Origin of the sequence: Enterobacter sp. BIDMC92 (assembly GCF_001030225.1) — a bacterium.
Classification (GTDB): domain Bacteria; phylum Pseudomonadota; class Gammaproteobacteria; order Enterobacterales; family Enterobacteriaceae; genus Enterobacter; species Enterobacter sichuanensis.
Window position 1 is genome coordinate 4,351,480 of the sequence record NZ_KQ087598.1, and the last position, 24,434, is coordinate 4,375,913.

The window sequence follows — 24,434 nt, forward strand, 5'->3', positions numbered from 1 at the left end:
ACAGGAAGGTGTAACACCTTCCTGCAATCGTTACTCTTCTTCGCGAATTTGCGCCTGCAGATAGTTCTGGATACCCAGTTTCTGGATAAGATCTAACTCGGTCTCCAGCCAGTCGATATGGCCCTCTTCATCTGCCAGAATCTCAATCATCATGTCACGACTCACGTAATCATGAACGCTGTCGGCATAGGCGATAGCTTCCCGGAGATCTTTAGCGCCTTCAAGTTCCAGCCTGAGGTCGGAACGCAGCATCTCCTCGACATCTTCACCAATGCCCAGTTTGCCAAGATCCTGCAGATTTGGGATACCTTCGAGGAAAAGGATACGCTCAATATACTTATCGGCGTGCTTCATCTCGTCGATAGATTCATGATATTCAACGTCATTCAGACGCTTAAGGCCCCAGTTTTTGAACATTCTCGCATGGAGAAAATACTGGTTAATTGCGACAAGCTCATTTCCCAATAATTTATTGAGATAACTTATGATTTTAACATCACCTTTCATTATATAGTCCCTCCGCTTCCACACTTAGAGCGTAGATGGGGCTACGGAGATGTCAAAAAAAAGAGCGTCGTTCAGGCGATCTCTTTAAATTCCGGCATTTGCATTAACTCGTCTTGCATAACTTCCCGTGCAGCACGAACACATTTACCACATTGATTTCCAATGGGAATAAACTTGCGTAATTGTTGAAAGGATTGTGGCTGAAACTGACGCACAGCCTGACGGATTTTTTTATCGCTAACGCCATTACACAAACAGATGTACATATGCACTCCCGAACCATGAACACCTTCAGCATAAATGATTATTGTTCTCACTTCAAGAGCAAGTTAAATAGCCTTATTTCCTCCATGAATATTTCGCTATCAGATAAAAAACCTGGGTCAGTATTTTCTCTGGCCCAGGTTTTTATATAACTTAACGTGATGTTTTATTTAAGCATATCTTCCGTTACGACGATCTTCGCAATAGTCGCTGGATTTGGGGCGATGCGTTCAATCACTATCGTTTCACCAACTGAAATCGCTCTCTCATCCGATTTCACTGTGGTCACACCATTTTTTGTCGACTTAGATGAATAATAGCAACTACCACCATAACAGCTAAAAATGTAGTTACCATTCTTCTCGTCGCCCATTACCTTAGCGTAATATCCGCTCCTGGTTCCGGAAGCCAGCTTGTCCGCCTCGAAACCGACATACACCATCGGTATACCTTTTTCTCTCTTCACGGTTAATGATTTAACGTCGGAACTACTCACCAGCGGGTTGTTCCCCTTAAGCATGTCGTCAGTGACGGTCAATGTTGCCAGCGTTTCAGCATCAGGATGGGTGCGTTTAACCGTAACCACTGCCCCCGGGTGGAGGATAGCGCTTTTATCTCCAGTACGTAGGGTCGTCTGATCGCCATAGACAGTTTTTTCGCTGTCGGAATAACGTGCCCCGTTCGTGGAAAAGACATACTGGCCGTCAACTTCAACCGTATACTGATTTGACCCGCTAAGCTTACTACTATCAAAGTTTACGTTGATGCGTTGTTTTCCATCGAAGACGTCCACAAAGACAGCTTTTACATCTCCCTGGAGATCGCCAGCGTCACCACCTTTAGTAAACGGCGCAAACACCTCACTGAAAGCATACTTAGACGCCTGCTGCTCGGTCAGACCGCTGTGTTCAGGAGAAACCTGCTTCGGCACACCCGGCTGGTCGCGCATCATAGACCAGATACCAATCATGCCCAGACCACGCTCTGTGGCATCCTGCATCACCAGGTTCGCATCAGACATATAGAACACTTCACCCTGAACATCGTTATAACCGATCATTGGGGTGGTACCCATCATCGCGTTGATTTCAGCATCGCTCTTCTCGGTGAAGATCTGCTTCAGCTGGCTGAACAGGTTTTCAATGGCCGATGTGGCGCACTTGCCATGTATGTTCTGGCCTTCAGTACCGTCGGACTGACAGATGCTGTTGCCATAGTCCATCGCCATCACGTTAACACCTGCCAGCTCCACACCTTTGGCTTTCGCATCTTCCAGCACGTAAAGACCTTCAGCGGTCAAACCGGTTGGCAAAATGGGCAGGGTATACCAGATACCGACCTTGCGGCCTTCTGACTTCCAGGTGTCCTGCACGGCTTTCACCGCTTCATTACGACGGTTGATGGAATCATGATCGGCAACCCAGGTACCTTCAATATCGAAGTCCAGTACGTTCAGGTTCAGGTTGTCCACGATGTCGTAGTAGTGCTGCTTCAGATCGTCGATATTCTTACAGGATGCCGCCAGCGGAGCATTATTGGCGCCGCCAATGGAAACCATCACGTCACCACCCACTTCACGCAGCGCTTTAATCTTGCTGTACTGCGCGTAGTCGTTAATGTTATAGGCCGTACCCCAGGTTGGCAGACAGGTTTGGGCATCCTTACTCACCACGAAGGCCATCGTAAAGTGATTAACGCCCTGGTTCTGAGCAAGGCTTGCCAGGTCTGGCTGGGCATTCAGGGTAAAGTCGACATACGGAGCATAGACGTGAGCTGGCCATGCAGATGTTGGCGTACCGACTTTTTCTTTGGTGCCTGTCCAGTCGATAAAGACACGCCACGGGTTGGTATCCGATGGGGAGACTTTCTGTACTTTGGCCTGCGAGACGTAATTCCCACCGTTGTAGCGAATCAGCGTACCGCTTTCATATAGGGTTGAGGAATTATAAACCGGCGCCTTGTTCAGCTGATCCTGAGTGTATGTGGTAACGGCACCCAGTGGTTTCCAGGGACGGCCGTTGGAGCCGGTCGGGTTCTGGTTAGCGGCAAGCGAAGGATCGTCTCCTACGGTATAAAACAGAGCTTCATATTCTTGACCGTTTTTCTGAACTTTATCGCCTTTATTATAAACGGTGGAAGATGACCACTGCACAACGGGCGCATAAGCTTCCCATGGATTATCCTGGCCCGGAACAAAACCATATGCGCTTTGCGCAACCGAGGTTTTATACGTTGCATTGTTATAGCTAACAACATCACCCGCTTTATAAGCAACGCTATTATCATAGGCAGGATAAGTTACCGTACCACCACTGGTTTCACAGGTAACAGGATTACCGTATTTATCCATTTCAGCGGCGGTCGCGTTGCGTTCAAAACGCCAGGGGTTATTTGCCTGATCGTTAGCAGCATTGCCCGGGCAATCTGAGGCGCCTACCCACCATGCATTCTTATACACACCGCCATCGAAAATAACTTCATAAGTACTGCCACCTTCCTGACCGCTCCATGCTTCGAGCGCGAATGCAGGCAGCGCAGCACATGTCAGCCCCATGCAAAATAAAGCTTTCGTTGCGAGATTTAATTTCATTTTAAACATTCCTGTTGTTTTTAATCCATTGGGTTATTACATAACGATGTAGCAGCCCATAAGGTAATGACCACAGGAATCAAACTCAAATAAGTTTATATAACGAAAGCCGTTTTAAGAAATAAGCACACTCATCTTACCAGCAAAGTAAATATTAATGACATCGCCTTATATTTATTTAAATTTGCATGTAGTAAAAATAAAAAACCCCGAAATAAATTCGGGGTTTTTAAGACTAAAACGTTAATTAAAACGTGTAATTAGCCCAGAACTTTAGCAACAACGCCCGCGCCAACGGTACGGCCGCCTTCACGGATTGCGAAACGCAGACCGTCGTCCATCGCGATTGGGTGGATCAGAGTCACAACCATCTTGATGTTGTCGCCTGGCATTACCATCTCAACGCCTTCTGGCAGTTCGATGGTACCGGTCACGTCAGTTGTACGGAAGTAGAACTGTGGACGGTAGCCTTTGAAGAACGGAGTATGACGGCCGCCTTCGTCTTTGGACAGGATGTACACTTCAGATTCGAACTTGGTGTGTGGCTTGATTGAGCCTGGCTTCGCCAGAACCTGACCACGTTCGATTTCTTCACGTTTGATACCACGCAGCAGAACACCAACGTTCTCACCAGCACGGCCTTCGTCCAGCAGTTTGCGGAACATTTCAACGCCAGTACAGGTAGACTTCGCAGTCTCTTTGATACCAACGATTTCAACTTCTTCGCCAACTTTGATGATACCGCGCTCTACACGACCGGTAACAACGGTACCACGACCGGAGATGGAGAATACGTCTTCGATTGGCAGCAGGAATGGCTTGTCAATCGCACGCTCTGGTTCTGGGATGTAAGAATCCAGGAAGCCAGCCAGTTCGATGATTTTCGCTTCCCACTCTGCGTCGCCTTCCAGCGCTTTCAGAGCAGAACCACGAACGATTGGGGTATCGTCGCCTGGGAAATCGTACTGAGACAGCAGTTCACGAACTTCCATCTCTACCAGTTCCAGCAGCTCTTCGTCATCAACCATGTCACACTTGTTCAGGAACACGATGATGTAAGGAACGCCTACCTGACGACCCAGCAGGATGTGCTCACGAGTCTGAGGCATTGGGCCGTCAGTCGCAGCAACTACCAGGATCGCGCCGTCCATCTGCGCAGCACCGGTGATCATGTTTTTAACATAGTCGGCGTGGCCTGGGCAGTCTACGTGTGCGTAGTGGCGAGTCGGGGTGTCGTACTCAACGTGAGAGGTGTTGATGGTGATACCACGAGCTTTTTCTTCTGGTGCGTTATCGATCTGGTCGAATGCACGAGCAGAACCACCGTAGGTTTTAGCCAGAACGGTAGTGATTGCAGCAGTCAGGGTAGTTTTACCATGGTCAACGTGGCCGATAGTACCAACGTTGACGTGCGGTTTTGTACGTTCAAATTTTTCTTTAGACACGGCTATATTCCTTACTATAGTGCTCTCCCCTCAGGAGAGAGCACGGGACTTAGGTTTTAATCCTGTGGATTACTTACCACGGGCTTCAATAACGGCCTGAGCAACGTTGTTAGGCGCATCATCATACTTCAGGAATTCCATGGTGTATGATGCACGACCTTTGGTCAGAGAACGCAGCTGAGTTGCATATCCGAACATTTCAGACAGCGGAACTTCAGCGTGGATCTTAACGCCAGTCACTTCGGATTCCTGACCACGCAGCATACCGCGACGACGGCTCAAGTCACCGATAACGTCACCGGTGTTCTCTTCAGGAGTTTCTACTTCAACCTTCATGATTGGCTCAAGCAGAACTGGTTTTGCTTTCTTAAAGCCTTCTTTAAAGGCAATAGACGCAGCCAGTTTAAACGCCAGTTCAGAGGAGTCAACGTCGTGGTAAGAACCGAAGTGCAGACGGATACCCATGTCAACAACCGGATAGCCAGCCAGAGGGCCCGCTTTCAGCTGTTCCTGGATGCCTTTATCAACGGCTGGGATGTATTCGCCAGGAATTACACCACCTTTGATGTCGTTGATGAACTCGTAACCTTTCGGGTTAGAGCCCGGCTCCAGTGGGTACATGTCGATCACAACGTGACCGTACTGACCGCGACCACCAGACTGCTTAGCGTGTTTACCTTCGATATCGGTAACTTTCGCGCGAATCGCTTCGCGGTAAGCAACCTGAGGTTTACCCACGTTCGCTTCAACGTTGAATTCACGCTTCATACGGTCAACGATGATGTCCAGGTGCAGTTCACCCATACCAGCGATGATGGTCTGGTTAGATTCTTCATCAGTCCATACGCGGAATGATGGGTCTTCTTTCGCCAGACGGCCCAGAGCCAGACCCATTTTTTCCTGGTCAGCTTTGGTTTTTGGTTCAACTGCGATGGAGATTACCGGCTCTGGGAATTCCATACGCTCCAGAATGATTGGGTGATCCGGGTCACACAGGGTGTCACCAGTGGTCACGTCTTTCAGACCGATAGCTGCAGCGATGTCGCCCGCACGAACTTCTTTGATCTCTTCACGTTTGTTAGCGTGCATCTGTACGATACGGCCAAAACGTTCACGCGCCGCTTTCACGGAGTTCAGGATGGTGTCACCGGAGTTAACCACACCAGAATATACGCGGAAGAAGGTCAGGTTACCCACGAATGGGTCGGTAGCAATTTTGAACGCCAGTGCAGAGAATGGCTCTTCGTCGCTTGCGTGACGCTCAGCCGGAGTATCTTTACCGTCGTCCAGGATGCCGTTGATCGCAGGAACGTCAACCGGGGATGGCAGGTAGTCAACTACCGCATCCAGCATCGCCTGAACACCTTTGTTCTTGAACGCAGAACCACAGGTTACCAGGATGATTTCGTTGTTCAGAACGCGCTGACGCAGAGCTTTTTTGATCTCTTCTTCAGTCAGTTCTTCACCACCCAGGTATTTCTCCATCAGCTCTTCAGAAGCTTCAGCAGCGGATTCGATCAGGTTCTGGTGCCATTCGTCAGCCAGGTCCTGCATTGCAGCTGGGATATCTTCGTATTCGAAGGTAACGCCCTGGTCTGCATCGTTCCAGTTGATGGCTTTCATTTTCACCAGGTCGATAACGCCGGTGAAGCCTTCTTCAGCACCAATTGCCAGCTGCAGCGGAACAGGGTTCGCGCCCAGACGGGTTTTGATCTGGCCAACAACTTTCAGGAAGTTAGCACCCATACGGTCCATTTTGTTAACGAACGCGATGCGTGGAACTTTATATTTGTTCGCCTGACGCCATACGGTTTCAGACTGTGGCTGAACACCACCAACTGCGCAATAAACCATTACCGCGCCGTCAAGAACACGCATGGAACGTTCTACTTCGATGGTGAAGTCAACGTGCCCTGGGGTGTCGATGATGTTTACGCGATGCGGTTCGTACTGCTTAGCCATACCTGACCAGAATGCAGTAGTCGCTGCGGAGGTGATAGTGATACCACGCTCCTGCTCCTGTTCCATCCAGTCCATGGTGGCTGCGCCGTCATGAACTTCACCGATTTTGTGGTTTACACCGGTGTAGAACAGAATACGTTCGGTAGTAGTGGTTTTACCGGCGTCGATGTGCGCACTGATACCGATGTTACGGTAGCGTGCGATGGGTGTTGTACGAGCCATTTGATTCCTCGTTTATATCTTTAGACGTTCAGTTAAGTTACCCAGAGCGGGCGGCTTCTCTGAAGCGCCCGCCTGGTGACTAATACTCCGAAGGGATTACCAACGGTAGTGTGCGAACGCCTTGTTGGCTTCTGCCATACGGTGAACGTCTTCACGTTTCTTAACTGCAGTACCTTTGTTGTCTGCAGCATCAGAAAGTTCGTTCGCCAGACGCAGAGCCATGGATTTATCACCGCGTTTACGAGCAGCTTCAACGATCCAACGCATTGCCAGAGCATTACGACGAACCGGACGAACTTCAACTGGAACCTGATAAGTAGAACCACCAACGCGGCGAGACTTAACTTCTACAGTCGGGCGCACGTTGTCGAGAGCGACTTCGAAAGCTTCCAGTTCATTTTTACCAGAGCGCTGAGCCAGGGTCTCCAGCGCGCTGTATACGATTGCTTCTGCAGTAGATTTTTTACCATCTACCATCAGGATATTTACAAATTTTGCCAGCAGTTCTGATCCGAATTTCGGATCTGGAAGAATTTTACGCTGACCAATGACGCGACGACGTGGCATGGGAATACTCCGTTGTTAATTCAGGATTGTCCAAAACTCTACGAGTTTAGTTTGACATTAAGATAAATCAGTTTGGCCTTACTTAACGGAGAACCATTAAGCCTTAGGACGCTTCACGCCGTACTTGGAGCGAGCCTGCTTACGGTCTTTAACACCTGAGCAGTCCAGCGCACCACGAACGGTGTGGTAACGAACACCCGGAAGGTCTTTAACACGACCGCCACGGATCAGGATCACGGAGTGCTCCTGCAGGTTGTGACCTTCACCACCGATGTAGGAAGTCACTTCGAAACCGTTAGTCAAACGCACACGGCATACTTTACGCAGTGCGGAGTTTGGTTTTTTAGGAGTGGTGGTATATACACGAGTACATACACCACGTTTCTGCGGGCAGGCTTCCAGCGCAGGCACGTTGCTCTTTGCAACTTTGCGTGCACGTGGTTTGCGTACCAGCTGGTTAACTGTTGCCATTAAATAGCTCCTGGTTTTAGCTTTTGCTTCGTAAACACGTAATAAAACGACCTCATACAATATGAGGACGCGAAATTTTAGGGCTACGTCGAAAAGGTGTCAAGAAATATACAGCGATCTCAAATCACCAGTTCATTTGACTGGCGTGCGTAACAGTAAGATTGACGAAATCAGTATAGCCAACCACGTCAATTTTGGCTGAAATTTGACCAGAAAGACCCCGCGCATCCAGATCCTCCTTCAGCGCAGAGACAGTTATGGGGGCATTCGTGAGGATTTCAACGAAACGGCTGCCTTCCAGCGCAGCAAGCACGCCATCCTGAATCAGCAGCAGATCATCGCCTTCGCGCAGCATGCTCACGAGCGTGTCGATATCACATTGCCACGGTGAGCGGCTCAGGGTATGGAGCATGGCAGCCTCAGAAAGTCAGAATAGTGTCGTAATGCGAGAGTTGCTCGCGCAGTGCAGCGGACGGCAAGCGCGTCGCATCCAGCACCAGGGGCGTCTTGTCATTCAATCCGCGCGCGGTCAGCGAATCGGCGCAGACATACAACGTTTCAATGTCGTACAGCGGTAACACTTTGAAGGTGGCGATGTAATCCCGCGCCAGAATGGCCTGTGGCTGCTGACCCGCCAGAAGCTGAAACACCCCGTCCCCCAAAAAGAAGACCCCGATATCTTCAGTCAACGCGGAAGTCGCGAGCAGCGCATCCAGCCCTTCTCTGCCGGATGCATTGCCGTGCGGTGCCGAGGTAAAAACAAACGCGACACGCTTCATCAGAACTGCACCACTCTGTCGCAGGTTAACGCCGCCTGGGCCAGTGCCCCGAGACCACTCAACGAAAAACCGGGCTGCAGGTTAGCGCCTGCTAAACCAAGACGCCCGGCTTCAGTTGCATCAGCGACACCTCGACGCAGCGCCGCCGCGACGCAGATATGCAGCGCAACGCCCTGCTTTTCGTTTAAGGCCTGCCAGGCACGCACCAAATCAAACTCGTCGCTCGCCGGCGACGTAAACTGGTTCGCGTTATACACCCCTTCCCGATAGAAGAAGACGCTCGCCAGCTCATGCCCGGCCGCCAGAAGCGCATGCGCAAACTGCAGCGCGCTGCTGGCCTGCTGTGTACCGTACGCCGGGCCTGTCACCATTAACGCAAAACGCATTACTTGTCTTGTCCCAGGAAATCACCGCTTTTGAACTGGCGGATGTAGAGGTAGACCGTGTGCTTGGAGATGTTCAGACGATCGGCCACCTGGTTGATGGCGTCTTTAATATCAAAAATCCCTTTCTCGTAGAGATTAAGCACGATCTGGCGATTCTTGGCGTTGTTCGAGACGTTGCGATCGGCATTCACCTCTTCAATCGTAAACTCAAGCGTCTGCGTGACCAGATCTTCGACGGAGGAGGCAAAGTTAACCGATGAGCCAACATCCGGCGTTTCAGGTGGAATAAAGGTGCTCATGATTTGCGAGAATGGCACATCAAGGTTCATGTTGATGCACAGCAGCCCAATCACACGATGCTCGCGGTTTCGAATCGCGATAGTTTCTGATTTCATCAGCACGCCGCTTTTGGCGCGGGTGAAATAGCATTTGGAGACGCTGCTGTCCGCGCCGGTCATGTCATGCAACATACGCAATGCAAGGTCGGTGATTGGCGAACCAATTTTACGGCCAGTATGCTCACCATTCGCAATGCGGATAGCGGAACACTTCAGATCTTGCAGGGAGTGCAATACGATTTCGCAGTGGGAGCCAATGAGCATCGCTAACCCGTCCACCACCGCTTCATAGGATTTCAGAATATCGAAGTCGGTCTGGTCAAAAGGACGTTGATCCAGCAAATCAAGTTCACTGGTTTCGTTGGTTAAAAGCGACCTGGACATGAAAAAAACACTCCTTTTCAGGAGCCTGTCATTCGGTTTTCAGGGCAGGCTCATTATCTACACGGACAACTAAATTAATACAGCGTGTATAGCGCTTTCCAGTGTTAATTATATCTGCCCCACAATAAAAAAACCGCCGCCTGAAAGGCGGCGGTTTTTGTCACATTACTTCTTAGCGTCTGTCGCTGCTTTTTCTTCAGCCGGCGCGTCTGCCTTCGCATCCGCTTTCGGAGCCGGTTTGATGTCCAGCAGCTCTACGTCAAAGACCAGCGTAGAGTTCGCAGGGATACCCGGAACGCCGGTTTTGCCATAGGCCAGATCCGGTGGGATAACCAGCTTGATTTTGCCACCTTTCTTGATGTTTTTCAGGCCTTCAGTCCAGCCAGGGATTACACCATCCAGACGGAAAGAGAGTGGCTCACCACGGGTGTAAGAGTTATCGAACTCTTTACCGTCGATCAGCGTACCTTTGTAGTTCACGACAACCGTGTCGCTGTCTTTAGGTGCATCGCCGGTACCTTCTTTCTCAACTTTGTACACCAGGCCAGTAGAAGAGGTTTTCACACCTTTCTCTTTAGCAAAGGTATCGCGGTAGGCTTTGCCTTTCGCTTCGTTGTCTTTCGCGTCCGCTTCCATCTTAGTCTGAGCGGCACCTTTCACACGCGCTTCAAACGCCTGCAGAGTCTGTTCGATTTCCTGGTCAGAGAGCTTGCTCTTATCAGCAAAGGCGTCCTGAACGCCGGCGATCAGCTGGGCTTTATCCAGTTTGATGCCCAGTTTCTCTTGTTCTTTCAGAGAGTTTTCCATGTAACGACCCAGAGATGCGCCCAGTGCGTAGGCGGATTTCTGGTCGTCATTTTTGAACGCCGCTTTGCTGTCTGCCGTGGCAGCAGGCTTCGCAGCAGTGTCAGCCGCGAATGACAGCGGCGCGTTCAGCGCAACAGCCATTGTCGTTGCCAGCAGCGTTACTTTAAACAGTGATTTCATCCATATCTCCAGGGCCTGGGGACTCTCACCCCAGCATTAAACGTAAAATGAGTGACGTACTATAAAACGTTGCGGAAGAAATCTACAGACAGACACTTCCAATTCTCGCCACTTTTCAGACTATTTTTGTTTAAATAAGTTTCTTGCCCGGGGGATGCAGACTGTACTTAAGGATAAACTCAGTTAAACTGCGCCGCCGCGGGGCCATTATGGCGAATCTGAAATAAACGAGGTGAATGATGAAGGATACAGCATTAGAAGCGAGAATGGCTGAGCTGGAAAGCCGCCTGGCTTTTCAGGACATCACCATCGAAGAACTAAACCAGACCGTGACCGCACATGAGCTCGAAATGGCGAAACTGCGGGATCATATGCGCCTGCTGACGGAAAAGCTGAAGGCCACCCAGCCGTCGAACATTGCCTCTCAGTCAGAAGAGACGCCACCTCCTCATTATTGAGGCATAAAAAAAAGCGGGATTCTCCCGCTTTTTTGTGCCCGGTGTCGCGAAGCTTACCGGGCCAGCATGTCAAACGACAGGTCTTAGTGGCAACCGCAGCCGCCGTTACCGCAACCACCTTTACCGTGACCGTGGTCGTGACCATGGTCATGGCCGTGGCCACCGCAGCAGCCATCGTGGCCGTGATCGTGGTCATGGTCGTGACCGTGCGCACCGTGAACGTGGCCATGAGCCAGCTCTTCTTCGGTTGCTTCACGGATAGCGACAACTTCAACGTTGAACTTCAGGTTCTGGCCAGCCAGCATGTGGTTGCCGTCAACCACAACGTGGTCGTCTTCCACTTCGGTGATTTCAACAGGAACCGGACCCTGGTCGGTTTCAGCCAGGAAACGCATGCCAACCTGCAGCTCGTCAACGCCCATGAACACGTCTTTAGGCACGCGCTGAACCAGGTTGTCGTCATACTGACCGTAAGCGTCGTTCGCGCCTACAGCAACGTCAAATTTGTCGCCAACTTCATGACCTTCCAGCGCGTTTTCCAGGCCAGAAATCAGGGAACCGTGACCATGCAGATAGTCAAGCGGCGCACTCACCGGAGACTCATCAACCAACACACCGTCTTCTGTACGTACCTGATAGGCCAGGCTGACCACCAGGTCTTTTGCTACTTTCATGATATCTCCTGAGCGTGGGAAAATTGCTGGCGCAGATTGTAGCGGAAATCTGCACCCGTGTACCCTTTAGCTTAAAAAAACTCAGGGCATATCGCTAGTCCGGATGAAAAATCCCGATAACTTGCTCTTCTTTGCGCACATGATCGCGGGCCTCTTTATCAGCTTCTCGCATCTGGTGACCGCACTTAACACACTCAACAACATCAATATTATTCTCCCGCCACATCGCCAGGGTATCTTGCGCCTGGCAGGAGGGACATTTTGCACCCGCAATAAAGCGTTTACGTACAGCCATCTTTCGTTACCCTTTATTCAAATTCATCCCAGCCATCAAGCTGGCGTCGTTCCTGTTGCATCTCGCGCTGGAAGATCTCCTCCAGTTCGCGACGCGCTTCCCGCACGCGAGAGATCTGCGCCGTATCGGTATGCACCGGCATCAGCTCGCGTAACATCCGCATATCCAGCCGGCGGAAATGCATCTGGGCGCGTTGCGCCTGGTGAGGATGCATCCCCAGCGAGATTAACGCTTTGCGACCCAACTCCAGCGCACTGGAAAACGTTTCACGAGAGAAGTGTTTCACACCCGCCTGCAACAGTTCGTGAGCTTCAACACGTCCACGCGCACGCGCCAGAATGTGCAGATGCGGAAAATGCTGCTGACAGAGCTCCACCAGCTTCATCGTGTCTTCTGGATCGTTGCAGGTAATCACAATGGACTCGGCGGCCTCTGCGCCAGCAGAGCGCAACAGCTCGAGCTGGGTCGCGTCGCCGTAATAAACCTTATAGCCATATTTGCGCATCAGGTTGACCGCGCTGATATCGCGCTCCAGCACGGTAATGCGCATCTTGTTCGCCATCAGCAAACGTCCGATGACCTGTCCGAAGCGGCCAAAGCCCACCACAATCACCTGCGGCTTGTCGTCTTCCACCCACGGGGCTTCATCTTCATCGTCAGACGGGTTTAAGCGGCGCGACAGAAGTTTATCCACCAGCTTCATCAGCAGCGGCGTGGTCATCATCGACAGCGTAACCGTCACCAGCAAAAGCGCCATCTGATCGTCTTTAAAAAGCTTCTGGGAGGAGGCGGTGGAGAAGAGCACAAACGCGAACTCGCCCCCCTGGCTTAACACGCTGGCAAACTGCATACGCTCCGAACTGCGCAAGCCGTAAATGCGAGCCATGATGTACAGCACAAGTGTTTTTACCGCCACCAGAATGGCAACACTGACCACAACCCACAGCAGATGGGTATAGAGCACGCCGAGATTGAGCGCCATCCCCACCGAAATAAAGAACAGCCCCAACAGCAACCCTTTGAAGGGATCGATAGCAATTTCCAGCTCGTGGCGATATTCGCTCTCTGCCAGCAGCACCCCGGCGATAAAGGTCCCGAGCGCCATCGACAGCCCCAGCGCGTCCATAAACAACGCCGATCCCAGCACCAGCAGCAGCGTCGCGGCGGTAAAGACTTCGCGCACGCCCGAGGCGGCAATAAAACGGAACACGGGACGTAACAGGAAACGTCCGCCAATCAGCATGCCCGCAAAGGCCAGCACCTTCATGGCAATTTTCGCCCAGTCAAAATGATCGTCGCCGGAACCGGCCAGCAGCGGCACCAGCGCCAGCGCCGGGATCACCGCTAAATCCTGGAACAGCAGCACCGAAAAGCCCAGCTGACCGGCTTCGTTGCGGTTCATCCCTTTGTCGCGCATCAGCTGCAGGGCCATCGCCGTCGACGACATCGCAAGGCCTATTCCGCCTATCACCGCCGCCTGCCAGGAAAAGTCCGTCAGCATTAACAGGCCGCCCAGAATGGCGGCGCTGAACAACACCTGCGCGGCACCCACGCCAAAGATAGAGCGTCGGAGCTGCCATAATTTAGAAGGATTCAGCTCCAGGCCGATGATGAACATCAGGAACACCACGCCCAGCTCGGAGAAGTGGAGTATTTCATCCACATCACTGATGAATCCCAGCCCCCAGGGGCCAATCGCGATCCCCGCCAGCAGATACCCCAGCACCGCCCCGATTCCAATCCGTGCAGCAAACGGCACCGCGACAACGGCCGCAAATAAAAACAGCACCCCGGCGAGGAGCAAATTCGATCCTTCCATTAACGACCTCCTGCCGGAATCGGTGACGCCAGCCATTCACCATAGGCTCGGGCGTGGCTCGCCAGCTCTTTGGGATCCTGACGCCGCGCCCAGTAGACAATAATCGGGCTCATCCAGTGCATACGGCACATTGCCGCCGTCAGCTCGAAAGGCCGCAGGATGTCGCTCATCGGATAGCGGTTCAGCCCGTCGTGGCGGTAAGCGCTTTCTGGCTCACCGGTGGTGATCACACTACGCCAGTACTTTCCCGCCAGTTGGTTGCCCCCCACCCCGCTGGAGAAGCCCCGGCTCAGCACGCGGTCCAGCCACTCTTTGAGTAGCGCCGGACAGCTGTAGGTATAAAGCGGATGCTGGAACACAATCACGTCATGCTGACGCAGCAGTTCCTGCTCATAAGGAATATCAATAAAGAAATCAGGATAGTGCGCGTAGAGATCGTGCACCGTCACGTTGCTGAGCTGAGTAGCCGGCTTAAGCAGAACCCGGTTCGCCACCGAGTCCTGAGATTCCGGATGGGCATACAGCAGCAGCACTTTTGCTGTCTGAGACATCATTCCCCTCCCGGTCTTGTTTCTGTTTTTGTGTATCGTCGTTGTTTTGGGCTACCATGGCGGCCCGGTGCGGAAAATGGCCCACACCTTACATTATCATAATGACAAATTAACATAGTCGGAACATACGGCGCTTCTATGATTGTTTTCTCCTCGTTACAAATTCGTCGCGGCGTGCGCGTCCTGCTGGATAACGCCACTGCTACCATCAACCCGGGCCAAAAAGTGGGTCTGGTCGGCAAAAACGGCTGTGGTAAATCCACGCTGCTGGCGCTGCTGAAAAACGAGATTAGCGCGGATGGCGGTAACTTTACCTTCCCGGGGAACTGGCAACTCGCCTGGGTGAACCAGGAGACGCCCGCCCTCAGCGAACCGGCACTCGACTATGTTATCGACGGGGACCGTGAATACCGTAAGCTCGAGGCGGAACTCAACGCCGCTAACGAGCGCAACGACGGCCACGCCATCGCCACCGTTCACGGCAAGCTGGACGCCATTGACGCGTGGACCATTCGCTCCCGCGCCTCCAGCCTGCTGCACGGCCTGGGCTTCAGCAATGAACAGCTGGAACGCCCGGTCAGCGACTTCTCCGGCGGCTGGCGTATGCGCCTCAACCTGGCGCAGGCGCTGATCTGCCGCTCTGACCTGCTGCTGCTCGATGAACCGACCAACCACCTCGATCTCGATGCGGTTATTTGGCTGGAGAAGTGGCTTAAGAGCTATCAGGGCACTCTGATTCTGATCTCCCACGACCGCGACTTCCTCGACCCGGTGGTGGATAAAATCATTCACATCGAACAGCAAACGATGTTCGAGTACACCGGTAACTACAGCTCCTTCGAGCGCCAGCGCGCGACGCGTCTTGCCCAGCAGCAGTCCATGTACGAAAGCCAGCAGCAGCGCGTCGCGCACCTGCAGAGCTTTGTGGATCGCTTCAAGGCCAAAGCGTCTAAAGCGAAGCAGGCCCAGAGCCGCATCAAGATGCTGGAACGCATGGAGATGATTGCCCCGGCGCACGTGGACAACCCGTTCCACTTCAGCTTCCGCGCGCCGGAAAGCCTGCCAAACCCGCTGCTGAAGATGGAAAAAGTGAGCGCCGGATACGGCGATCGTACAATTCTCGACTCCATCAAGCTCAACCTGGTGCCGGGTTCACGTATTGGTCTGCTGGGACGCAACGGTGCCGGTAAATCCACGCTGATCAAACTGCTGGCGGGCGAACTTAACCCGGTCAGCGGCGAAATCGGGCTGGCGAAGGGCATCAAGCTTGGCTACTTCGCCCAGCATCAGCTGGAATTTTTACGCGCTGATGAATCCCCGATCCAGCACCTGGCGCGTCTGGCGCCGCAGGAGATAGAGCAGAAGCTGCGCGATTATCTCGGCGGCTTCGGCTTCCAGGGCGATAAGGTCACCGAAAACACCGAACGTTTCTCCGGCGGCGAAAAAGCTCGTCTGGTGCTGGCGCTGATCGTCTGGCAGCGCCCGAACCTGCTGCTGCTCGATGAACCGACCAACCACCTCGATCTCGACATGCGTCAGGCACTGACCGAAGCGCTGATTGAGTTCGAAGGCGCACTGGTTGTGGTTTCGCACGACCGCCACCTGATCCGCTCCACCACGGACGATCTCTACTTAGTGCACGACGGCAAAGTCGAGCCGTTCGACGGCGATCTGGAAGACTACCAGCAGTGGCTGACGGACGTGCAGAAGCAGGAAAACCAGCCGGAAGAGCCAACGAAAGAGAACGCCAACAGCGCCCAGGCGCGTAAAGACCAGAAACGCCGTGAAGCGGAGCTGCGCACCCAGACGCAGCCGCTGCGTAAAGAGATTGCCCGTCTCGAAAAAGAGATGGAAAAGCTCAACGCCACGCTTGCTGCCGTTGAAGAGAAGCTTGGCGACAGCGGTCTGTATGACCAGAGCCGTAAAGCGGAGCTGACGGACTGCCTGCAAACCCAGGCGAAGACCAAATCGAACCTCGAAGAGTGTGAGATGGCCTGGCTCGACGCCCAGGAACAGCTGGAAGCGATGCTGCAGGCCGACTGAGTATTTGCCCCGTTTTGCGAACAGGATCCGTCCCTGGTTCGGAAATCCTGGCTAAACGGGGTACAATTCGGAAAGTATCGTAAATTTCCGACAAGAATCAGCATCGCGCTTATGACCCAAATCATTCCATCAGACTTCGACATTGCGGCCGAAGACAGCACTGAGTTCGTGCCTATGCGCGGCGTGGCCAATCGCCATTTGCAGACCATGCTGCCGCGACTGATCCGCCGCAAGGTTCAGTTCACCCCGCACTGGCAACGGCTTGACCTGCCGGACGGTGACTTTCTGGATCTCGCCTGGAGCGAAGCACCGGAGCAGGCCCGCCATAAGCCGCGCCTGGTGGTCTTTCACGGTCTGGAAGGCAGTCTGCACAGCCCTTATGCGCATGGGTTAATTGAGGCGGCAAAAGCGCGCGGCTGGCTCGGCGTGGTGATGCATTTTCGCGGCTGTAGCGGCGAACCCAATCGTCAGAAACGCATTTATCACTCGGGTGAAACCGAAGACGGTACGTGGTTTTTGCACTGGCTGCGGGATAATTTTGGCAACGTGCCAACCGCCGCCGTGGGCTACTCGCTGGGCGGCAATATGCTGGCCTGTCTGCTGGCCAAAGAGGGCGAAAGCGTACCGCTGAATGCGGCCGTCATTGTCTCCGCCCCGTTTATGCTGGAGCAGTGCAGCTACCATATGGATAAAGGCTTTTCCCGCGTCTATCAGCGCTATCTGCTCAACCTGCTGAAAGCCAACGCGGCGCGTAAGCTGAAGGCTTACCCGGATACGCTGCCGGTCAGCCTGCGCCAGCTGAAAAAGGTGCGCCGAATTCGCGAGTTCGACGATCTGATCACCGCCAAAATTCACGGCTTCGCCGATGCGATTGATTACTATCGTCAGTGCAGCGCCATGCCGCTGCTCAGCAAGATCACGCAACCGACGCTGATCATTCATGCCAAAGATGACCCCTTTATGGATCACCACTCGATCCCCGCACAGGAGTTTCTGCCCGACAACGTTCACTATCAGTTGACCGAGCATGGCGGCCACGTCGGGTTTATCGGTGGCACGCTGCGCCGCCCGAAAATGTGGCTTGAGACGCGTATCCCTGACTGGCTTACCCCTTATCTGGACGGTGCAAAATGATTATTCCCTGGCAGGATCTGGCTCCCGAAACGCTCGATAATCTGATTGAAAGCTTTGTATTGCGCGAAGGCACCGATTATGGTGAACATGAACGCTCGCTTGAGCAAAAGGTCAACGATGTAAAGCGCCAGCTGAAAAGCGGCGACGTGGTGCTGGTGTGGTCAGAACTGCATGAGACGGTCAATATCATGCCCCGCAACGCGTTTCACGGCTGATCTTCCACCCTTTTCAGTCAGGGAGTTGTTATGTCTGCCAGACATCCGATTATTGCCGTTACGGGGTCGAGTGGTGCGGGAACCACCACCACCAGCCTCGCCTTTCGCAAGATTTTCGCCCAGCTGAATCTCCGTGCGGCGGAGGTCGAAGGTGACAGCTTTCACCGCTACACGCGTCCGGAGATGGATATGGCCATCCGTAAGGCGCGCGATCTGGGTAAACACATCAGTTACTTCGGCCCGGAGGCCAATGACTTCGGCCTGCTGGAGCAAACCTTTATTGAGTACGGACAGAGCGGCAAAGGGCAATCCCGCAAGTATCTGCATACCTATGATGAAGCCGTTCCCTGGAATCAGGTGCCGGGCACCTTTACTCCCTGGCAGCCGCTGCCGGAACCTACCGACGTCCTGTTCTACGAAGGATTACACGGCGGCGTGGTCACGCCGCAGCACGACGTGGCGCGCCACGTGGATCTGCTGGTCGGCGTGGTGCCTATTGTTAACCTGGAGTGGATCCAGAAGCTGACGCGTGACATGAGCGAGCGCGGCCACTCACGCGAGGCTGTGATGGACTCGGTGGTGCGTTCCATGGAAGATTACATCAACTACCTGACGCCGCAGTTTTCCCGCACCCATATCAACTTCCAGCGCGTGCCGACGGTGGACACCTCCAACCCGTTCGCCGCCAAAAGTATCCCGTCGCTGGATGAGAGCTTTGTGGTGATCCATTTCCGCAATCTCGAAGGCATTGATTATCCGTGGCTGCTGGCGATGCTGCAGGGTTCGTTCATTTCGCATATGAATACGTTAGTGGTGCCGGGCGGAAAAATGGGACTGGCAATGGAGCTCATCATGACGCCACTGGTACAGCGACTGATGGAAGGGAAACAGATCGAGTGAGTTGTTTTGCCCGGTGGCGCTGCGCTTACCGGGCCTACAATCCGTAGGGCAGGCAAGCGAAGCGCCCCCCGCCACACGATTACGCCTCGATCACTTCGTACGAATGGGTAATTTTTACCGCCTTCTCCAGCATTAACGCCACAGAGCAGTACTTCTCCGCCGACAGGTCCACCGCGCGTGATACCGCCGCGTCTTTCAACGCTTTGCCGGTCACAACAAAGTGCAGATTAATATGGGTGAACAGGCGTGGCGCCTCTTCACGACGTTCTGAGGTCAGTTTAACCTCGCAATCTGTCACGTCATGACGGCCTTTCTGCAGAATCGACACCACGTCAATGGCGCTGCATCCCCCTGCCGCCATCAGCACCATCTCCATTGGGCTTGGCGCTTTATCGCCGGAGTTGCCATCCATCAAAATCTGGTGTCCGGAAGCGGACTCGCCCAGGAACGTTAAACCTTCAACCCATTTCACGCGCGCTTGCATATTCTTAAACTCCAACGTTGCATTTTTGGTGACAGATTACGCGTGCGTTACATTTCTCGCAATGGAAGGCGACCTGCATCATGCTGAAGCGAGACACCAGGAGACACGCGGCGAAAGCTATGCTAAAACACTCAGGATGCTACAGTAATACATTGACGTTACACGTGTATGCAGAGGACATCAAACTTTACTGGCTGCGAAACGTTACGGTAGCCGACTTCCCAGGGTATGGGTAAGAATTCGATTGCAACCCCAGAGTCCGGATGCATCTGATGACTCTGGTGACAGCTTATAACAGAGGATAACAGCGCATGGTGCTTGGCAAACCGCAAACAGACCCGACTCTCGAATGGTTCTTGTCTCATTGCCACATTCATAAGTACCCATCGAAGAGCACGCTGATTCACCAGGGTGAAAAAGCGGAAACGTTGTATTACATCGTTAAAGGCTCGGTGGCAGTGCTGATCAAAGATGAAGAAGGGAAAGAGATGATCCTTTCTTATCTGAACCAGGGCGATTTCATCGGTGAACTGGGCCTGTTTGAAGAGGGCCAGGAACGTAGCGCCTGGGTTCGTGCAAAGACAGCATGTGAAGTGGCTGAAATTTCTTACAAGAAATTCCGTCAGCTGATTCAGGTTAACCCTGACATCCTGATGCGTCTTTCTTCCCAGATGGCGCGCCGTCTGCAGGTCACCTCTGAGAAAGTGGGCAACCTCGCCTTCCTGGACGTGACGGGCCGTATTGCACAGACGCTGCTGAACCTGGCGAAACAGCCAGACGCTATGACCCACCCGGACGGCATGCAAATTAAAATTACCCGTCAGGAAATTGGTCAGATCGTCGGTTGCTCCCGTGAAACCGTAGGTCGTATCCTGAAAATGCTGGAAGATCAAAACCTGATCTCCGCTCACGGTAAAACCATCGTGGTTTACGGAACGCGTTAATTCCGCTCAAACGGCGTGTCACCGCAAGGTGTCACGCCGTTTTTGTCTCTACTCCCCATGTGGCGCAGGCTGATCTATCACCCGGAAGTTAACTACGCACTGCGACAAACGCTGGTGTTGTGTCTTCCTGTGGCCGTGGGCCTGCTCCTCGGACATCTTCAGCAAGGTCTGCTCTTTTCTCTGGTGCCCGCCTGCTGCAACATTGCCGGTCTGGACACGCCGCATAAGCGCTTTTTCAAACGACTCATCATTGGCGGTTCACTGTTTGCCGGCTGTAGTCTCGCGGTGCAGCTTCTGCTGGCGCGCGATATTCCGCTGCCGCTGATCCTGACCGTGCTGGCGATGACCCTAGGTGTCACTGCCGAAATCAGCTCGCTGCACGCCCGTCTACTTCCCGCCTCGCTGATTGCGGCCATTTTCACGCTGAGCCTCGCCGGAAATATGCCGGTGTGGGAGCCGCTGCTGATCTACGCGCTGGGGACATTATGGTACGGGCTGTTTAACTGGTTCTGGTTCTGGCTGTGGCGCGAACAACCGCTGCGTGAATCCCTGAGCCTGCTCTATGTGCAGCTGGCGGAGTATTGTGAAGCCAAATACACCCTGCTCACCCAGCATACCGATCCGGAAAGATCGCTGCCCCCGCTGCTGACCCGTCAGCAAAAGGTGGTGGATCTGATAAGCCAGTGCTACCAGCAACTGCATATGCTCGCCGCCAACCAGAATCACGAATATAAACGGCTGCTGCGCACTTTCCAGGTGGGGCTGGATCTGCAGGAACATATCTCCGTAAGTCTTCACCACCCGCAAGAGGTGCAAAAACTGGTAGAGCGCAGCCACGCTGAAGCGGTGATCCGCTGGAACGCACAGACCGTCTCCGCGCGCCTGCGGATCCTGGCCGACGATATTCTCTATCACCGCTACCCCACGCGCTTTAACATGGACAAACAGCTCGGCGCGCTGGAGAAAATCGCCCGTCAGCATCCGGATAACCCGGTCGGTCAGTTTGCCGCCTGGCACTTCAGCCGCATCGCCCGCGTGCTGCGTACCCAGCGCCCGCTTTATTCCCGCGATCTGATGGCGGACAAACAAAAACGGCTTCCGCTGTTGCCCGCGCTCAGAAGTTATCTGTCGCTTAAATCGTCCGCCCTGCGCAATGCCGCACGGATTAGCGTCATGCTCAGTGTCGCCAGCCTGATGGGCATGGCGCTGCATCTGCCAAAACCCTACTGGATCTTAATGACCGTGCTGTTTGTCACCCAGAATGGCTACGGCGCCACGCGGGTGCGTATTCTGCACCGGGCCGGCGGAACGATGGCGGGGCTGATTATTGCGGGCGTGACGCTGCACTTCCACGTGCCGGAAGGCTATACCCTGGCAGGGATGCTGATGATTACGCTGGTGAGCTATCTGATTATCCGCAAAAACTACGGCTGGGCGATGGTGGGCTTTACGGTGACGGCGGTGTATACCCTGCAGCTGCTCACGCTCAATGGAGAACAGTTTATTGTCGCCAGGCTGATTGATACCCTGATCGGCTGTCTGATTGCCTTTGGGGGCATGGTCTGGCTGTGGCCGCAGTGGCAGAGCGGGCTGCTCAGGCAGAACGCCCACGACGCGCTGGAGGCTGACCAGGAGGCTATCCGCCTGATTCTGAGCGACGACCCGCAGCCCTCCCCGTTGGCTTATCAGCGGATGAAGGTCAACCAGGCGCACAACGCCCTGTTCAACTCGCTCAACCAGGCGATGCAGGAGCCAGGCTTTAACTCGCACTATCTGGCGGACATGAAGCTCTGGGTGACGCACAGCCAGTTTATCGTCGAGCATATCAACGCCATGACCACGCTCGCGCGTGAACATACCATGCTGACGCCAGACCTGGCGCAACGTTACCTGCAGTCGTGTGAGATTGCCCTGCAGCGCTGTCAGCAGCGTCTGGAGTATGACGCGCCGGGTGAGTCGGGGGATTCAAATATTCTGGAAGCGCCGGAGACGCTCACCCACGGGCCAATGAGTACCCTTGAGCAGCATTTACAGCGCATCCTGGGGCATCTGAACACCATGCACACCATTTCATCGGTGGCATGGCGTCAGCGTCCGCATCACGGGATTTGGTTAACCCGTCGCCTGAAGCGGACGGCGTATTAACCTTTTGCGATCTTCGCCACTGCCGCGGCAAAGCGGGTTAATCCGTCTTCAATGTCTTTCTCTTCCACCACCAGCGACGGCGCAAAACGCATCACGTCCGGCCCGGCATTGAGCACCATCACCCCTTCGTGAGCGGCGGCGTGCAGGAAATCGCGTGCGCGGCCTTTGTACTGCGGTTTCAGCTCGGCACCGATCAGCAGCCCCATCCCGCGGATCTCGCTGAACACGTCGTACTGGTCATCAATCTTTTGCAGGTGTTTTACGAACAGTTCGCGCTTCGCGCTCACGCCATTGAGAACCTCAGGCGTGTTGATAATGTCAAACGCCGCGCCCGCCACAGCGCTCGCCAGCGGATTACCGCCGTAAGTGGAGCCGTGCGACCCCACATGGAACGCGGAGGCAATCTCCTGGGTGGTCAGGACCGCACTCACCGGGAAACCGCCGCCGAGCGCTTTGGCGCTGGTCAGAATATCCGGCGTCACGCCGTAGTGCATATAGGCAAACAGGGAGCCGGTACGCCCCATCCCGCACTGCACTTCATCAAACACCAGCAGCGCCTGGTGCTTGTCGCACAGCGCGCGCAGCCCTTTCAGGAATTCCGGCGTGGCGGCCGTCACGCCGCCTTCGCCCTGAATCGGCTCCACCACCACCGCGCAGGTGTGATCGTCCATCACCGCTTTTACCGCATGCAGATCGTTAAACGGCACGTGGACAATGTCAGCCGGTTTCGGGCCAAAACCGTCGGAATACTTCGGCTGACCACCAACGGAGACGGTAAAGAAGGAGCGCCCATGGAAGGCGTTGTGGAAAGCGATGATTTTGGTTTTGTATGGGCTGTGGCGCGTGGTCGCGTAGTAGCGCGCCAGCTTAAAGGCGGTTTCGTTGGCTTCGGTGCCAGAGTTCATAAACAGCACGCGCTCGGCAAACGTGGCATCAATGATCTTGCGGCCAAGACGCAGCGCCGGTTCGTTGGTGAAGACGTTGCTGGTGTGCCACAGGGTTTCGCCCTGGGTTTTCAGCGCCTCGACCAGCGCAGGATGGCAATGACCCAGCGCCGTTACCGCAATCCCGCCCGCGAAATCCACATACTCTTTACCCTGTTGATCCCAGACGCGGCTGCCTTTTCCCTTTACCGGGATAAACTCAGCCGGTGCATAAATCGGCAGAATCACTTCATCAAATGTCGCGCGGGTAATTGCTGGTTGTTCAGTTGCCATGTCATGCCCATCCATTTTATGTCACATCAATTGTGAAAATATAATCACAAAATATGCATAAAAAATCACAGCAAGGCAACAGATATTCAGCGATTGAGGAAATTTGCCAGCAGCGCGTGCCCCTGTTCGCTGAGGATGCTTTCCGGATGGAACTGCACGCCTTCGAGATCCCATTCGCGGTGACGAATCCCCATGATCTCCTGCGTATCGCTCCAGGCGGTCACCTCAAAGCAGTCAGGCAGCGTCGGCGGGTCAATCACTAGCGAATGGTAACGCGTCACGGTCAATGGATTATTGAGCCCCGTAAATACCCCGGTACCCGTGTGCGTGACCGGCGAGGTTTTGCCGTGTATCACTTTCGCCGCACGGACGATGGTGGCCCCTAACGCCTGGGCAATCGCCTGATGGCCCAGGCAGACGCCCAGAATGGGCAGCTTGCCGGCATACTGCCGGATAACGTCCAGCGAAATGCCCGATTCCGACGGTGTGCAGGGGCCGGGTGAGATGACGATTTTTTGCGGAGCCAGCGTCTCAATATCGGCAAGGCCAATCTCGTCATTGCGGCGGACAACCACCTCTGCACCCAGTTCACAAAAATACTGGTAAAGGTTCCAGGTGAAGGAATCGTAGTTATCAATCAGCAGAATCATGGC

26 protein-coding genes are annotated in these 24,434 nt (G+C 53.8%); 7 read left to right on the top strand and 19 right to left on the bottom strand.

The features are described from left to right. Positions 1 to 30: 30 nt before the first annotated feature. From bfr to fkpA, 12 genes are all read right to left on the bottom strand, one after another. On the bottom strand, positions 31 to 507 hold the full coding sequence (bfr, locus tag SP99_RS20485; RefSeq protein ID WP_025759242.1) for a bacterioferritin: 477 nt from the start codon (positions 505 to 507) through the stop codon (positions 31 to 33). A gap of 71 nt (positions 508 to 578) precedes the next feature. Then, positions 579 to 773, bottom strand: a complete 195-nt coding sequence (gene bfd, locus SP99_RS20490) for a bacterioferritin-associated ferredoxin (RefSeq protein WP_025759243.1) — start codon at positions 771 to 773, stop codon at positions 579 to 581. Between the two features lie 164 nt (positions 774 to 937). Continuing rightward, positions 938 to 3,361, bottom strand: coding sequence for a glycosyl hydrolase family 18 protein (locus SP99_RS20495; RefSeq protein ID WP_047959597.1), 2,424 nt, complete (start codon positions 3,359 to 3,361; stop codon positions 938 to 940). Positions 3,362 to 3,621: 260 nt separating this feature from the next. Next, positions 3,622 to 4,806, bottom strand: coding sequence for an elongation factor Tu (gene tuf, locus SP99_RS20500; protein WP_014830236.1), 1,185 nt, complete (start codon positions 4,804 to 4,806; stop codon positions 3,622 to 3,624). A gap of 69 nt (positions 4,807 to 4,875) precedes the next feature. Beyond that, positions 4,876 to 6,990 (bottom strand): elongation factor G, encoded by a 2,115-nt coding sequence (gene fusA / locus SP99_RS20505; protein WP_021242224.1) that lies wholly within the window; start codon positions 6,988 to 6,990, stop codon positions 4,876 to 4,878. 96 nt (positions 6,991 to 7,086) lie between these two features. Then, entirely contained in the window at positions 7,087 to 7,557 is a 471-nt protein-coding gene (gene rpsG, locus SP99_RS20510; RefSeq protein ID WP_004106370.1) for a 30S ribosomal protein S7, read from the bottom strand. A gap of 96 nt (positions 7,558 to 7,653) precedes the next feature. Continuing rightward, positions 7,654 to 8,028: a 30S ribosomal protein S12 gene (gene rpsL / locus SP99_RS20515; RefSeq protein WP_000246815.1), complete on the bottom strand. Its 375-nt coding sequence runs from the start codon at positions 8,026 to 8,028 to the stop codon at positions 7,654 to 7,656. 124 nt (positions 8,029 to 8,152) lie between these two features. After that, positions 8,153 to 8,440, bottom strand: coding sequence for a sulfurtransferase complex subunit TusB (tusB, locus tag SP99_RS20520; protein ID WP_047959598.1), 288 nt, complete (start codon positions 8,438 to 8,440; stop codon positions 8,153 to 8,155). 7 nt (positions 8,441 to 8,447) lie between these two features. Next, positions 8,448 to 8,807, bottom strand: coding sequence for a sulfurtransferase complex subunit TusC (gene tusC, locus SP99_RS20525; RefSeq protein WP_047959599.1), 360 nt, complete (start codon positions 8,805 to 8,807; stop codon positions 8,448 to 8,450). Next, positions 8,807 to 9,193, bottom strand: coding sequence for a sulfurtransferase complex subunit TusD (gene tusD / locus SP99_RS20530; protein ID WP_025758057.1), 387 nt, complete (start codon positions 9,191 to 9,193; stop codon positions 8,807 to 8,809). The genes tusC and tusD overlap by 1 nt, the downstream gene beginning before the upstream one ends. After that, entirely contained in the window at positions 9,193 to 9,915 is a 723-nt protein-coding gene (locus SP99_RS20535; RefSeq protein WP_003861697.1) for a helix-turn-helix transcriptional regulator, read from the bottom strand. The genes tusD and SP99_RS20535 overlap by 1 nt, the downstream gene beginning before the upstream one ends. A gap of 165 nt (positions 9,916 to 10,080) precedes the next feature. Beyond that, complete coding sequence (gene fkpA, locus SP99_RS20540; RefSeq protein ID WP_025758059.1) at positions 10,081 to 10,902, bottom strand: FKBP-type peptidyl-prolyl cis-trans isomerase; 822 nt, start codon at positions 10,900 to 10,902, stop codon at positions 10,081 to 10,083. A gap of 239 nt (positions 10,903 to 11,141) precedes the next feature. Between fkpA and SP99_RS20545 the strand changes: the two genes are divergently transcribed. After that, complete coding sequence (locus SP99_RS20545) at positions 11,142 to 11,360, top strand: protein SlyX (protein ID WP_024907948.1); 219 nt, start codon at positions 11,142 to 11,144, stop codon at positions 11,358 to 11,360. 83 nt (positions 11,361 to 11,443) lie between these two features. Here the strand turns inward: SP99_RS20545 and slyD are convergent, their stop codons facing one another. The 4 genes from slyD to kefG form a co-directional block, all read right to left on the bottom strand. Further along, the gene (slyD, locus tag SP99_RS20550) at positions 11,444 to 12,034 is read right to left on the bottom strand and encodes a peptidylprolyl isomerase (RefSeq protein WP_008503010.1); all 591 of its coding nucleotides are present in this window, start codon (positions 12,032 to 12,034) and stop codon (positions 11,444 to 11,446) included. Between the two features lie 94 nt (positions 12,035 to 12,128). Next, positions 12,129 to 12,329, bottom strand: a complete 201-nt coding sequence (locus SP99_RS20555) for a YheV family putative zinc ribbon protein (protein ID WP_013099038.1) — start codon at positions 12,327 to 12,329, stop codon at positions 12,129 to 12,131. 13 nt (positions 12,330 to 12,342) lie between these two features. Then, positions 12,343 to 14,148, bottom strand: coding sequence for a glutathione-regulated potassium-efflux system protein KefB (gene kefB, locus SP99_RS20560; protein WP_047959600.1), 1,806 nt, complete (start codon positions 14,146 to 14,148; stop codon positions 12,343 to 12,345). After that, positions 14,148 to 14,699 carry a glutathione-regulated potassium-efflux system ancillary protein KefG gene (gene kefG, locus SP99_RS20565; protein ID WP_014885493.1) on the bottom strand — a complete coding sequence of 184 codons (552 nt, stop codon included), beginning with the start codon at positions 14,697 to 14,699 and terminating at the stop codon, positions 14,148 to 14,150. Before kefG ends, kefB begins: the two co-directional genes overlap by 1 nt. A gap of 138 nt (positions 14,700 to 14,837) precedes the next feature. On the opposite strand from kefG, the gene SP99_RS20570 reads away from it, so the two are divergent. The 4 genes from SP99_RS20570 to SP99_RS20585 all read left to right on the top strand — a co-directional run bounded on the left by SP99_RS20570 (position 14,838) and on the right by SP99_RS20585 (position 18,991). Next, positions 14,838 to 16,742 (top strand): ABC transporter ATP-binding protein, encoded by a 1,905-nt coding sequence (locus SP99_RS20570; protein WP_047959601.1) that lies wholly within the window; start codon positions 14,838 to 14,840, stop codon positions 16,740 to 16,742. Between the two features lie 111 nt (positions 16,743 to 16,853). Beyond that, positions 16,854 to 17,876 carry a hydrolase gene (locus tag SP99_RS20575; RefSeq protein ID WP_045285963.1) on the top strand — a complete coding sequence of 341 codons (1,023 nt, stop codon included), beginning with the start codon at positions 16,854 to 16,856 and terminating at the stop codon, positions 17,874 to 17,876. Then, entirely contained in the window at positions 17,873 to 18,091 is a 219-nt protein-coding gene (locus SP99_RS20580) for a YheU family protein (protein ID WP_013099053.1), read from the top strand. Before SP99_RS20575 ends, SP99_RS20580 begins: the two co-directional genes overlap by 4 nt. A gap of 30 nt (positions 18,092 to 18,121) precedes the next feature. Then, a complete protein-coding gene (locus SP99_RS20585) occupies positions 18,122 to 18,991 on the top strand; it encodes a phosphoribulokinase (RefSeq protein WP_045285964.1) in 870 nt (289 codons plus the stop codon). Positions 18,992 to 19,070: 79 nt separating this feature from the next. Here SP99_RS20585 and SP99_RS20590 read toward each other — a convergent pair whose 3' ends face one another. Further along, the gene (locus tag SP99_RS20590; protein ID WP_014885509.1) at positions 19,071 to 19,475 is read right to left on the bottom strand and encodes an OsmC family protein; all 405 of its coding nucleotides are present in this window, start codon (positions 19,473 to 19,475) and stop codon (positions 19,071 to 19,073) included. Positions 19,476 to 19,786: 311 nt separating this feature from the next. Between SP99_RS20590 and crp the strand changes: the two genes are divergently transcribed. Together crp and SP99_RS20600 are read left to right on the top strand one after the other, a co-directional pair. Further along, positions 19,787 to 20,419 (top strand): cAMP-activated global transcriptional regulator CRP, encoded by a 633-nt coding sequence (crp, locus tag SP99_RS20595; protein ID WP_000242758.1) that lies wholly within the window; start codon positions 19,787 to 19,789, stop codon positions 20,417 to 20,419. A gap of 57 nt (positions 20,420 to 20,476) precedes the next feature. Continuing rightward, positions 20,477 to 22,564 carry a YccS/YhfK family putative transporter gene (locus SP99_RS20600; RefSeq protein WP_047959602.1) on the top strand — a complete coding sequence of 696 codons (2,088 nt, stop codon included), beginning with the start codon at positions 20,477 to 20,479 and terminating at the stop codon, positions 22,562 to 22,564. On the opposite strand, the gene argD is transcribed toward SP99_RS20600, so the two are convergent. Together argD and pabA are read right to left on the bottom strand one after the other, a co-directional pair. Continuing rightward, the gene (gene argD / locus SP99_RS20605; RefSeq protein WP_197086103.1) at positions 22,561 to 23,781 is read right to left on the bottom strand and encodes a bifunctional acetylornithine/succinyldiaminopimelate transaminase; all 1,221 of its coding nucleotides are present in this window, start codon (positions 23,779 to 23,781) and stop codon (positions 22,561 to 22,563) included. The two genes, SP99_RS20600 and argD, sit on opposite strands and share 4 nt — an antisense overlap. Before the next feature lie 86 nt (positions 23,782 to 23,867). Further along, positions 23,868 to 24,431 (bottom strand): aminodeoxychorismate synthase component 2, encoded by a 564-nt coding sequence (gene pabA / locus SP99_RS20610; protein WP_047959604.1) that lies wholly within the window; start codon positions 24,429 to 24,431, stop codon positions 23,868 to 23,870. Positions 24,432 to 24,434: the final 3 nt, after the last annotated feature.